Below are 12,533 nucleotides of genomic sequence, written 5' to 3'. Positions count from 1 at the left end.
GCGCTTATTACAGGATCACTATGCCGGCTTCATTCGTTCACCTGCGCCTGCACACTGAATATTCCCTGGTCGACGGTCTGGTGCGGATCAAGCCGCTGGTCAAGGCGCTGGCCGGCATGGGCATGCCGGCGGTGGCGGTCACCGACCAGAACAACATGTGTTCCCTGGTCAAGTTCTATAAAACAAGCATGGGTGCGGGGATCAAGCCTATCTGCGGCGCCGACCTGTGGCTGTCGAACAAGGACCCGGATAACCCTCTGAGCCGCATCAGCCTGCTGGTGATGAACGCCGTGGGTTATCGCAACCTGACCGAGCTGATTTCCCGCGGCTTCATCGATGGCCAGCGCAACGGCCAGATCATCATCGAGCGGGAGTGGGTGGCGGAGGCCGCGGAAGGCTTGATCATGCTCTCGGCGGCCAAGGAGGGCGAGATCGGCATGGCCCTGATCGCCGGCGATCTCGAGGTTGCCGAGACCCTGGCCCGGGAGTGGATGGCCGTATTCCCCGAGCGCTTCTACCTGGAAGTGCAGCGTACCAACCGCCCCAACGACGAAGAGCAATTGCACGCTGCGGTGGCCCTGGCCGACAAGATCGGCGCGCCGCTGGTGGCTACCAACGACGTGCGTTTCATCAAGCAGGAAGACTTCGAAGCCCACGAAACCCGGGTTTGCATCGGTGAAGGCCGGGCCCTGGACGATCCGCGCCGCTCAAAGAACTACAGCGACCAGCAGTACCTGAAAAGCGCCGAGGAAATGGCCGAGCTGTTCAGTGACCTGCCCGAGGCGCTGGAAAACACTGTCGAGATCGCCAAGCGCTGCAACATCGAGGTCAAGCTGGGCAAGCACTTCTTGCCTGACTACCCGATTCCCGATGGCATGACCATCGATGAGTATTTTCGCAAGGTTTCCTTCGACGGCCTGGAAGAGCGCCTCAGCGTGCTGCTGCCCAAGGACACCACCGAGGACTACGAGGCCAAGCGTCAGGTCTATGTCGACCGGTTGAATTTCGAACTGGATATCATCATCCAGATGGGTTTCCCGGGTTACTTCCTGATCGTTATGGACTTTATCCAGTGGGCCAAGAGCAACGGCGTACCGGTTGGCCCGGGCCGGGGGTCCGGTGCCGGCTCCCTGGTGGCCTATGTGCAGAAGATCACTGACCTCGATCCGCTGGAATACGACCTGCTGTTCGAACGTTTCCTTAACCCGGAACGGGTCTCCATGCCCGACTTCGACGTCGACTTCTGCATGGACGGTCGCGACCGGGTGATCGACTACGTGGCCGAGAAATACGGCCGCAACGCGGTGAGCCAGATCATCACCTTCGGTTCCATGGCGGCCAAGGCGGTGGTGCGTGACGTGGCGCGGGTGCAGGGCAAGTCTTACGGCCTGGCCGACCGTCTGTCGAAGATGATCCCCTTCGAAGTCGGCATGACCCTGGAAAAAGCCTACGAGCAAGAGGAGATCCTGCGGGACTTCATCAAGGTCGATGAAGAGGCGGCGGAAATCTGGGAGATGGCGCGCAAGCTCGAGGGCGTGGTGCGTAACGTCGGTAAACACGCCGGTGGCGTGGTGATCGCGCCCACCAAGCTCACCGACTTCTCGCCGATCTACTGCGACGAAGAAGGCGGCGGCCTGGTGACCCAGTTCGACAAGGATGACGTCGAGGCTGCTGGCCTGGTGAAGTTCGACTTCCTCGGTCTGCGGACCCTGACCATCATCGACTGGGCACTGAAAACCATTAACCGCGACCGCGCCAAGGTCGGCGAGGAACCGCTGGATATCGCCTTTATCCCGCTGGACGACAAGCCGACCTACAGCCTGTTGCAGAAAGCTGAAACCACCGCGGTGTTCCAGCTTGAATCCCGGGGCATGAAGGAGCTGATCAAGAAGCTCAAGCCCGACTGCCTGGAAGACCTGATCGCACTGGTGGCCCTGTTCCGTCCGGGGCCGCTGCAATCGGGCATGGTGGATGACTTCATCAACCGCAAGCACGGCCGCGCCGAGCTGGCCTACCCGCACCCGGACTATCAGTACGACGGCCTGCAGCCGGTATTGGCGCCGACCTACGGCATCATCCTGTACCAGGAACAGGTGATGCAGATCGCCCAGGTCATGGCCGGCTACACCCTGGGCGGTGCGGACATGCTGCGTCGAGCCATGGGTAAGAAAAAGCCCGAGGAGATGGCCAAGCAGCGGGGCGGCTTCATTGAAGGTTGCGCCAGCAACAACATCGATGCAGACCTGGCGGGCAACATCTTCGACCTGGTGGAAAAGTTCGCCGGCTACGGCTTCAACAAATCCCACTCCGCCGCCTACGGCCTGGTGTCGTACCAGACCGCCTGGCTCAAGGCGCATTACCCGGCGCCGTTCATGGCGGCGGTACTCTCCGCGGATATGCACAACACCGACAAGGTCGTGACCTTGATCGAGGAAGTGCGGATCATGAAGTTGCGCCTTGACGCGCCGGACGTGAACACCTCCGAGTTCAAGTTCACGGTGAACGACGAAGGTCGCATCGTCTACGGCCTGGGGGCGATCAAGGGCGTCGGCGAGGGGCCGGTGGAAGCCATCACCGAAGCCCGCGAGGAAGGCCCTTTCAAGGATCTGTTCGATTTCTGCGCCAGGGTCGACCTCAAGCGCATCAACAAGCGGACCCTGGACGGCTTGATTCGAAGCGGCGCCCTGGACCGCCTGGGGCCGCACTTCTTCGATGAGCCCAAGGCCTACCAGGCCAATATCGACCAGAACCGCGCGGTGCTGCTGGCGGCCATGGAAGAAGCGATCAAGGCCGCGGAGCAGACCGCCCGTACCCACGACAGTGGCCACGCCGACCTGTTCGGCGGGGTCTTCGTCGATGAGGATGCAGATGTCTACGCCAACCATCGCAAGGCCAAGGAACTGACCCTCAAGGAACGCCTGAAAGGCGAGAAAGATACCCTGGGGCTGTACCTGACCGGACACCCGATCGACGAATACGAAGGCGAGATCCGTCGTTTCGCCCGCCAGCGCATCATCGACCTGAAGCCGGCCCGGGATACCCAGACCGTGGCCGGCATGATCATCGCCCTGCGGGTGATGAAGAACAAAAAGGGCGACAAGATGGGCTTCATCACCCTCGACGACCGCTCGGGGCGGATCGAGGCCTCGCTGTTTGCCGACGCGTTCCATTCGGCGCAGTCGCTGCTGCAGACCGACGCCATGGTGGTGGTGGAGGGCGAGGTCAGCAACGACGACTTCTCCGGCGGCCTGCGCCTGCGGGTCAAGCGGGTGATGAGCATGGAGGATGCGCGGACCAACCTGGCGGAAAGCCTGCGCCTGAAGATCCACAGCGATGCCCTGAAGGGCGATCAGCTACGCTGGCTGGGTGATCTGTTCAAGCGCCATCGCGGCGCATGCCCGATCACCATGGAGTACACCCGGGATGACGCCAAGGCCCTGCTGCAGTTTGGCGAGAACTGGCGGATCGATCCGGCGGACAGCTTGATTCAAGCCCTGCGTGACCAGTTCGGGCGAGACAACGTCTTCCTCCAATACCGTTGACGGTGAGGTGCCATCATTGCGCCTCATCGCCACTTGAATTTTTAATCTCGACCTCAACGCGTCCGTCCCTTAAGGTAGGGCGCGAATAGACAACCGGCCGGCCCAAGCTCCCTTGGACGTCGAGCCCAGACGGACGCCTATGAACCCGAATTTTCTTGATTTCGAACAGCCGATCGCCGACCTGCAAGCCAAGATCGAAGAGTTGCGCTTGGTCGGTAATGACAATTCGCTGAATATCGGCGATGAGATTTCCCGCCTGCAGGACAAGAGCAACACCCTGACCGAGGACATCTTCGGCAAGCTCACCAGCTGGCAGATCGCACGTCTGGCGCGGCACCCGCGTCGCCCGTACACCCTGGACTACATCCAGCACATCTTCACCGAGTTCGACGAGCTGCATGGCGATCGCCACTTCTCTGACGACGCCGCCATCGTAGGCGGCGTTGCTCGCCTGGACGAGCAGCCGGTGATGATCATCGGGCACCAGAAAGGCCGTGAAGTACGCGAAAAGGTCCGCCGCAACTTCGGCATGCCGCGTCCGGAAGGCTACCGCAAGGCCTGCCGCCTGATGGAGATGGCCGAGCGCTTCAAGATGCCGATCCTGACCTTCATCGACACACCCGGCGCCTATCCGGGCATCGATGCTGAAGAGCGCAACCAGAGCGAGGCCATTGCCTGGAACCTGCGGGTCATGGCGCGCCTGAAGACCCCGATCATCGCCACCGTGATTGGTGAGGGTGGTTCCGGCGGTGCCTTGGCCATCGGTGTCTGTGACCAGTTGAACATGCTGCAGTACTCCACCTACGCGGTGATCTCGCCGGAAGGCTGTGCCTCGATCCTGTGGAAAACCTCGGAAAAGGCTGCCGATGCCGCCGAAGCCATGGGCATTACCGCCGAGCGCCTCAAAGGCCTGGGGATTGTCGACAAGGTCATCGGCGAGCCATTGGGCGGTGCCCATCGGGATCCGGCTGCCGCAGCGGCCTCGATCCGTGCCGAGCTCAGCACGCAGCTGGCCATGCTCAAGGAAATGGACAACGACACCTTGCTGGCCCGTCGCTATGACCGCCTGATGAGCTACGGTCTCTGATCGAGCACTGCCTCCCCTTGTAGGGGCACGCTCGTTCGCGACCCAGGCGCCGCCATCGATTCGATGGCGGCGTTGTTGCTTATGCGGGCAAGCAGTACGCCACCCGGCCGCTCCTACAGGTCTTGAACACGTCATGAACGCTCTCTCCGCCAATTTACTGCACAGCCTCGCGCCCTGGCGCGACTCCAGGAGTTGGCGCGTGGCTTTCTCCGGTGGCCTGGATTCCACCGTCCTGTTGCATCTGCTCGCCGATCTGGCGCAGCACCATCGTCTTCCTCCACTTTCGGCTGTGCATATCCATCATGGACTTCAGGCTGCGGCCGACGCCTGGCCGGAGCATTGTCAGGCCTTCTGTGATGCGCTGGGGGTGCCGCTGCAGGTGCTTCGCGTCCAGGTGCCAGCGGGTGCCAGCCTGGAGCGCGCCGCCCGCGAGGCACGCTATGGCGCTTTCGCACGGCTCACGGCGAGCACTGAAGTGCTGCTGACGGCGCAGCATCGTGACGACCAGGCGGAAACGCTGCTGTTCCGCCTGCTGCGCGGTGCCGGAGTCAGGGGCTTGTCGGCAATGCCGTCAGCGCGGCCGTTGGGTGACGGGCACCTGCTGCGACCCTTGCTTGATGTGTCACGTGCCGAACTGCAGTGCTACGCCGCGGAGCATCAGTTGAGCTGGGTCGAGGACCCAACCAACGCCGATCATCAGTATTCGCGCAATTACCTGCGCCACCAGGTCATGCCGGCGATTACCGCGCGCTGGCCCCAGGCGGCACTCAGCATGAGCCGCAGTGCCGCGCACTTGAATGAAGCCCAGGGCCTGCTCGATGAGCTGGCGATCATGGACCTGGATGCAGCCCGCGGTGCTAGCGTCTGGCCCTGGCTGGATCTGCCCTCACTGGCCCTGGCACCTTTGCAGTCTTTGTCGGGCGCGCGCCAACGCAATGCCTTGAGCCATTGGTTGAGCCGGTTTGGCCGCCTGCCGGATACCGATCACTGGCGCGGCTGGGACAGCCTGCGAGATGCGGGTGCCGCAGGGCGACCGGTGTGGCGTTTGGCCGATGGCGAGTTGCATCGTGCGGCAGGGCGAGTCTGGTGGCTGTCCGGCATCTGGCTGCAGCCGGTCGACGGACGGTTGCAGTGGCTCGATCCGCAAAAGCCCTTGCTTCTGCCGGGCAACGGTCAGGTGTCGTTCCCTGGGCCAGTGCCGACCGGATCGCTGCATATCCGCTATCGCCAGGGGGGCGAGATCATGCACCTGGCCGGCCGCGGCCATCGGGACTTGAAGCGTTTGCTCAATGAAAGCGGGTTGCCGGGTTTCGTCCGTGGCAGATTGCCGCTGCTGTATCAGGACGACCGCTTGCTCGCGGTGGCGAACCTGCCGGCACTTGCGACAAACCCCCAGGGTGGCTGGCCATTGCAATGGCTGCCACCAACCAGCGATCAAGGTTTGAGCTGAAAGGGGCTTTCCGGTAGACTACGCTCCCTTCTTGATACAACTTCTGTGGATTCGCCTGAATTGCAGGAGTTGCCGATTACCAAGCAGTCTTTGCTGGGCGATTCCAAAAAATGTGTAGCGAGCAACCTACCGGTGTTTTTGCATCCGGTCTGTCACCACGCGGCGGTTTTTTTGAAAGGTGCACTGTGATTAATGCAGGTGATCGGGGGCTTCGGCCTTCCTTCGCTTTCCCCGGCGGCACTGACCGCTTTAACGCAGACTTCTAGGGTTTTTCATGACGCGCTACATATTCGTCACGGGCGGTGTTGTTTCTTCATTGGGGAAAGGCATTGCCTCGGCTTCATTGGCGGCCATCCTGGAGGCGCGGGGGCTTAAGGTCACCATGCTCAAGCTGGACCCGTACATCAACGTCGACCCGGGCACCATGAGCCCGTTCCAGCACGGTGAAGTGTTCGTCACCCACGACGGCGCCGAGACCGACCTGGACCTGGGCCACTACGAGCGGTTCATCCGCACGACCATGACCCAGAACAACAACTTCACCACCGGCCGCGTGTACGAGCACGTGCTGCGCAAGGAGCGCCGTGGTGATTATCTGGGTGCCACCATCCAGGTGATTCCGCACATCACCGACGAGATCAAGCGTCGCATCATCAAGGGCGCCGGCGATGCCGACGTGGCCCTGGTGGAAATTGGCGGTACCGTGGGTGACATCGAGTCGCAACCGTTCCTCGAAGCCATCCGTCAACTGCGTGTGGAAGTCGGTTCCAAGCGCGCGATGCTGATGCACCTGACGCTGGTTCCGTACATCGCCACCGCTGGCGAGACCAAGACCAAGCCGACCCAGCACTCGGTAAAAGAGCTGCGTTCGATCGGCTTGCAACCGGACGTGCTGATCTGCCGCTCCGACCATCCGGTGGATGTGTCGTCGCGCCGCAAGATCGCGCTGTTCACCAACGTTGAAGAGCGTGCGGTGATCTCCCTGGAAGACGTCGACACCATCTACAAGATCCCGGCCGTGCTGCACGCCCAGGGCCTGGACGATTTCGTCGTCGAGCGTTTCGGCCTGCAGTGCAACGGTGCTGACCTGTCCGAGTGGGAAAAAGTGGTGGACGCCAAGCTCAACCCAGAGCACGAAGTCACCATCGCCATGGTCGGCAAGTACATGGAACTGCTGGACGCCTACAAGTCGCTGATCGAAGCGATGAGTCATGCCGGCATTACCAACCGTACCAAGGTCAACCTGCGCTACATCGATTCCGAAGACATCGAGAACCAGGGCACCGCGCTGCTGGAAGGCGTCGACGCGATCCTGGTTCCAGGCGGTTTCGGCCTGCGTGGTGTGGAAGGCAAGATCACCGCGGTGCAATACGCTCGCGAGAACAAGGTGCCGTACCTGGGTATCTGCCTGGGCATGCAAGTGGCGGTCATCGAGTTCGCCCGTAATGTCATGGGCTGGAAAGACGCCAACTCCACCGAGTTCGATCGCACCAGCGGCCATCCGGTCGTCGGCCTGATCACCGAGTGGGAAGACGCCACCGGTGCCGTTGAAGTACGTACCGAAGCTTCCGACCTGGGCGGCACCATGCGTCTGGGCGCTCAGGAATGCTTGCTGGAAGCGGGCTCCAAGGTCCACGACTGCTACGCCAAGGACGTGATCATCGAGCGTCACCGTCACCGCTACGAAGTGAACAACAAGCTGCTGCCGCAACTGATCGAAGCTGGCCTGAAGATCTCCGGTCGCTCGGGTGACGGCGCGCTGGTTGAAGTGGTCGAGGCCCAGGATCATCCATGGTTCGTCGCTTGCCAGTTCCACCCCGAGTTCACCTCGACTCCCCGTGACGGCCACCCACTGTTCAGCGGTTTCGTCAAAGCAGCATTGGCTCAACACCAGAAGAAGGCGTGACCCTGATGGCGCAGAAGATCATCCGCGTAGGCAACATCGAGATCGCCAACGACAAGCCGATGGTGCTGTTCGGCGGCATGAACGTGCTGGAAAGCCGCGACATGGCGATGCAGGTCTGTGAAGAATACGTGCGGGTCACCGAGAAGCTCGGTATCCCCTACGTGTTCAAGGCCAGTTTCGACAAGGCCAACCGTTCGTCGGTGACCTCCTACCGTGGCCCGGGCCTGGAAGAAGGCATGCGGATTTTCGAAGACGTGAAGCAGGCCTTTGGCGTGCCGATCATCACCGACGTCCACGAGCCGGCCCAGGCTGCCGTGGTCGCCGAAGTCTGCGACATCATCCAGCTGCCGGCCTTCCTTTCGCGGCAGACCGACCTGGTGGTGGCCATGGCCAAGACCGGCGCGGTGATCAACATCAAGAAAGCCCAGTTCCTCGCACCCCAGGAAATGAAACACATCCTGAGCAAGTGCGAAGAGGCGGGCAACGATCAGTTGATCCTCTGCGAGCGCGGTTCCAGCTTCGGCTACAACAACCTGGTCGTGGACATGCTCGGCTTCGGCATCATGAAGCAGTTCGAATACCCGGTGTTCTTCGATGTGACCCACGCCCTGCAGATGCCGGGTGGTCGCGCCGACTCCGCTGGCGGTCGCCGGGCCCAGGTCACCGACCTGGCCAAGGCCGGCATGAGCCAGTCTCTTGCCGGGCTGTTCCTCGAAGCCCATCCGGATCCGGACAACGCCAAGTGCGACGGTCCTTGCGCCCTGCGCCTGGACAAGCTCGAGCCGTTCCTGGCCCAGCTCAAGGCCCTGGACGAGCTGGTCAAGAGTTTTCCGACGGTAGAAACCGCGTAAAACCGATTTCTCCGGTAAAGTACCGCACGATTATTGCTCAGGCCCCCGGGCCTGAGCCTTATCGTCTGCAAGACTGCCCGCTTTCCCCGCCTTGCCGACGGTAAAAGATTTCCTACAGCTGCGTCGTTTTCGTCAACTTTGGAGTGTTTACAACAATGGCAAAAATCGTCGACATCAAAGGTCGTGAAGTTCTCGACTCCCGTGGCAACCCCACTGTCGAAGCGGACGTGCTTCTCGACAACGGCATCATCGGCAGTGCATGCGCGCCGTCCGGTGCTTCCACCGGCTCGCGCGAAGCGCTGGAGCTGCGTGATGGCGACAAGAGCCGTTACCTGGGCAAGGGCGTGCTCAAGGCGGTAGCCAACATCAACGGTCCGATCCGCGACCTGCTGCTGGGTAAGGACCCGATTGATCAGAAGGCCCTGGATCAGGCCATGATCAAGCTCGACGGTACCGAGAACAAGGCCACCCTGGGCGCCAACGCGATCCTCGCCGTGTCCCTGGCTGCTGCCAAGGCCGCCGCTCAGGACCAGGACCTGCCGCTGTACGCCCACATCGCCAACCTCAATGGCACTCCGGGCGTCTACTCGATGCCGGTACCGATGATGAACATCATCAACGGTGGCGAGCACGCCGATAACAACGTCGACATCCAGGAGTTCATGGTGCAGCCGGTTGGCGCCAAGTCCTTCTCGGAAGGCCTGCGCATGGGCACCGAAATCTTCCATCACCTCAAAGCCGTGCTGAAGGCCCGTGGCCTGAACACCGCGGTGGGTGACGAAGGCGGTTTTGCACCGAACCTGGCTTCCAACGAAGACGCTCTGAAAGTGATCTCCGAAGCCGTGGCCAACGCCGGTTACACCCTGGGTACCGACGTGACCCTGGCCCTGGACTGCGCTGCCAGCGAATTCTATGAAGATGGCAAGTACAACCTGTCCGGCGAAGGCCAGGTGTTCACCGCCGAAGGTTTTGCCGAGTACCTCAAAGGCCTGACCCAGCGCTACCCGATCATCTCCATCGAAGACGGCCTGGACGAGTCCGACTGGGCCGGCTGGAAAATCCTTACCGACAAGATCGGCGAGAAGGTTCAACTGGTCGGCGACGACCTGTTCGTGACCAACACCAAGATCCTGAAAGAAGGCATCGACAAGAAGATCGCCAACTCGATCCTGATCAAGTTCAACCAGATCGGCACCCTGACCGAAACCCTGGAAGCCATCCAGATGGCCAAGGCTGCCGGCTACACTGCGGTGATCTCCCACCGTTCCGGTGAAACCGAAGATTCGACCATCGCCGACCTGGCCGTGGGTACCTCGGCTGGCCAGATCAAGACCGGCTCCCTGTGCCGTTCCGACCGCGTTTCCAAGTACAACCAATTGCTGCGTATCGAAGAGCAATTGAACGGCAAGGCCAAGTACAACGGTCGCGGTGAGTTTCGCGGCTAAGCAGGAGATGGTAAAAAGACACCGGATTGTGTCGGGAAAATCGCTACAGCGAGTTTTTTGCCACTAATCTGATGCCTTAAGAGCACAAGCCTGGGTCTTCCAGGCTTCGTGCTATCAGTAGGTCCGAAGTTGTTGGCATGGCTGTCTTTTTTCACTGGATACCCGATATTCGATGCGCAGTCCCAATTGGTTGTTCCTGGTCTTGCTCTTGCTGCTGGCTGGCTTGCAGTACCGCCTGTGGGTGGGGAACGGCAGCTTGGCCCAGGTTGCTGACCTGACTCAGCAGATTGCCGACCAGCACGCTGAAAACGAGCGTTTGCTGGAACGAAATCGCGTACTCGATGCGGAAGTCATGGAGCTGAAAAAAGGCATGGAGACCGTGGAAGAACGGGCTCGCCATGAGTTGGGTATGGTCAAGGAGGGTGAAACCCTCTACCAGTTGGCCCAATGAGCGACGTATTGCCGGCCTTCTGGGCCGTGATTCCTGCCGCGGGCGTTGGTGCCCGCATGGCCGCGGACCGCCCCAAGCAGTACCTGCAACTGGGTGGACGCACAATTCTTGAACACAGCCTGGGCTGCTTTCTCGACCACCCCGGCCTCAAGGGGCTGGTGGTCAGCCTGGCGGTTGATGATCCTTACTGGCCGGCCCTGGCTTGCGCCCATGATTCGCGGATCCAGCGGGTCGAAGGTGGTGCTGAGCGTTCCGGCTCGGTGCTCAATGCCTTGCTCCATCTGCACGCCCAGGGCGCTGCCGATGACGACTGGGTGCTGGTTCACGATGCCGCCCGGCCCAATCTTTCCCGGGATGACCTGGACAAACTGCTGGGTGAGTTGGTGGATGACCCGGTGGGGGGGCTGCTCGCAGTTCCGGCCCGGGACACCCTGAAACGTGTGGACAAGCACGGCCGAGTGCTGGAAACCGTTGACCGCAGTTTGATCTGGCAAGCCTACACACCGCAGATGTTCCGCCTCGGGGCCCTGCATCGTGCCCTGGCCGACAGCCTGGTGGCCGATGTGGCGATTACCGATGAAGCTTCGGCGATGGAATGGGCCGGCCAGGCGCCGCGCCTGATCGAAGGCCGCTCGGATAACCTCAAGGTCACCCGTCCCGAAGACCTGGAATGGTTGCGCCAGCGCTGGTCCAACCGCCGCTGACTGCTGGCTTGCGCTGCACCTTGTAGCTGCTGGTGCAGGCTGCGAACGACTCGGAAGGAGGCGCCGCTCTTGAGGCCCTGAAGGCCCTGCGGGCCTTGTCACAGCCTGCGGCAGCAGCTACAGGTCGCGGTACTCCGGGCGCTGCGCCAGCCCTTGTTTCAGATAATCCACCAGCTTGCGCACTTTCGGTGACAGGTGCCGTTGCTGCGGGTACAGCGCCCAGACTGCGGTGTTGGGCGGTTGGTGAGCTTCCAGCAAGGAAATCAGCGTACCGTTCTGCAGGTGCTCCAGGACGTAGTAGTCCGGCAACTGGCACAGCCCTACCCCTTGCAAGGCCGCATCCAGCACCGCCTGTCCGCTGTTGCAGCGCCAATTACCCTGCACCCGTTGCGAAAATTCGCGCCCATCCAGTTCCAATTGCCAGATATCCGAGCTGCCGATCAGGCAGTTGTGCCGGCTCAACTCTGAGAGGCTGTGTGGGCGTCCATAACGTTCCAGGTAGGAGGGCGAGGCGCATAGGTACATGCGGCGTGGGGCCAGGCGAGTGGCGACCAGGCGCGAGTCCTGCAGGCGCCCAAGGCGAATCGCAAGGTCCAGCCCTTCATGCACCAGATCCAGGGGGCGGTTGCTGAGCTCTATATCCACCCGCAACTGCGGGTAAAGGCTCATGAACCGGGTAACCAGTGGCACGATAAAGCGCTCGCCGTAGGCCACTGCACAGGTCATGCGCAGCATGCCCTTGGGCTCGCTGGTCAGGTCGCCTACGGCCCGCAGGGCCTCCTCGCGACCGTCCTGCAGACGTTGGCAATGCTGGAGAAAGGTCTGCCCGGCCTCAGTCAGGGTCACCCGGCGGGTACTGCGATACAGCAGGCGAGTCTGCAAGCGTTCCTCAAGCCGTGCCACCTGACGGCTGATATGGGACGAAGAGACCCCCAGGCGCTCGGCGGCAGCGGTGAACTGGCTGCATTCGGCGACCGCGACAAATTCGTCGATACCTTCCCAACGGTTGTCATTCATTGATTATCCCCATACAGCAATAATGTTTTGCTTTTGCCTGGATTATTCATCGCATTGCGCTGTTTTACACTCTGTGCCTC

The 12,533-nt window shown here is 61.4% G+C and carries 9 protein-coding genes; 8 read left to right on the top strand and 1 reads right to left on the bottom strand.

Annotation, left to right across the window (positions count from 1 at the left end; genetic code table 11):
* Positions 1 to 20: 20 nt before the first annotated feature.
* From dnaE to ispD, 8 genes are all read left to right on the top strand, one after another.
* A complete protein-coding gene (dnaE, locus tag BLS75_RS14720) occupies positions 21 to 3,542 on the top strand; it encodes a DNA polymerase III subunit alpha (RefSeq protein ID WP_053149264.1) in 3,522 nt (1,173 codons plus the stop codon).
* Positions 3,543 to 3,681: 139 nt separating this feature from the next.
* On the top strand, positions 3,682 to 4,629 hold the full coding sequence (locus tag BLS75_RS14715) for an acetyl-CoA carboxylase carboxyltransferase subunit alpha (protein ID WP_011059539.1): 948 nt from the start codon (positions 3,682 to 3,684) through the stop codon (positions 4,627 to 4,629).
* A gap of 133 nt (positions 4,630 to 4,762) precedes the next feature.
* Positions 4,763 to 6,079, top strand: coding sequence for a tRNA lysidine(34) synthetase TilS (tilS, locus tag BLS75_RS14710; protein ID WP_072451163.1), 1,317 nt, complete (start codon positions 4,763 to 4,765; stop codon positions 6,077 to 6,079).
* A 274-nt stretch (positions 6,080 to 6,353) separates the two neighbouring features.
* Positions 6,354 to 7,985 (top strand): CTP synthase, encoded by a 1,632-nt coding sequence (locus BLS75_RS14705; RefSeq protein ID WP_011059541.1) that lies wholly within the window; start codon positions 6,354 to 6,356, stop codon positions 7,983 to 7,985.
* Positions 7,986 to 7,990: 5 nt separating this feature from the next.
* On the top strand, positions 7,991 to 8,836 hold the full coding sequence (gene kdsA, locus BLS75_RS14700) for a 3-deoxy-8-phosphooctulonate synthase (protein WP_011059542.1): 846 nt from the start codon (positions 7,991 to 7,993) through the stop codon (positions 8,834 to 8,836).
* A gap of 155 nt (positions 8,837 to 8,991) precedes the next feature.
* Positions 8,992 to 10,281 (top strand): phosphopyruvate hydratase, encoded by a 1,290-nt coding sequence (gene eno, locus BLS75_RS14695; RefSeq protein ID WP_011059543.1) that lies wholly within the window; start codon positions 8,992 to 8,994, stop codon positions 10,279 to 10,281.
* A gap of 172 nt (positions 10,282 to 10,453) precedes the next feature.
* Complete coding sequence (gene ftsB / locus BLS75_RS14690; protein WP_011059544.1) at positions 10,454 to 10,732, top strand: cell division protein FtsB; 279 nt, start codon at positions 10,454 to 10,456, stop codon at positions 10,730 to 10,732.
* Positions 10,729 to 11,436, top strand: coding sequence for a 2-C-methyl-D-erythritol 4-phosphate cytidylyltransferase (gene ispD / locus BLS75_RS14685; protein WP_019093200.1), 708 nt, complete (start codon positions 10,729 to 10,731; stop codon positions 11,434 to 11,436). Before ftsB ends, ispD begins: the two co-directional genes overlap by 4 nt.
* 117 nt (positions 11,437 to 11,553) lie before the next feature.
* Here ispD and BLS75_RS14680 read toward each other — a convergent pair whose 3' ends face one another.
* Positions 11,554 to 12,453 (bottom strand): LysR substrate-binding domain-containing protein, encoded by a 900-nt coding sequence (locus BLS75_RS14680; RefSeq protein ID WP_011059546.1) that lies wholly within the window; start codon positions 12,451 to 12,453, stop codon positions 11,554 to 11,556.
* Positions 12,454 to 12,533: the final 80 nt, after the last annotated feature.

This window comes from Pseudomonas sp. NFPP12, assembly GCF_900103205.1.
In the GTDB taxonomy this organism is placed as follows: domain Bacteria; phylum Pseudomonadota; class Gammaproteobacteria; order Pseudomonadales; family Pseudomonadaceae; genus Aquipseudomonas; species Aquipseudomonas protegens.
This window is presented reverse-complemented; position numbering and strand designations above follow the sequence as displayed.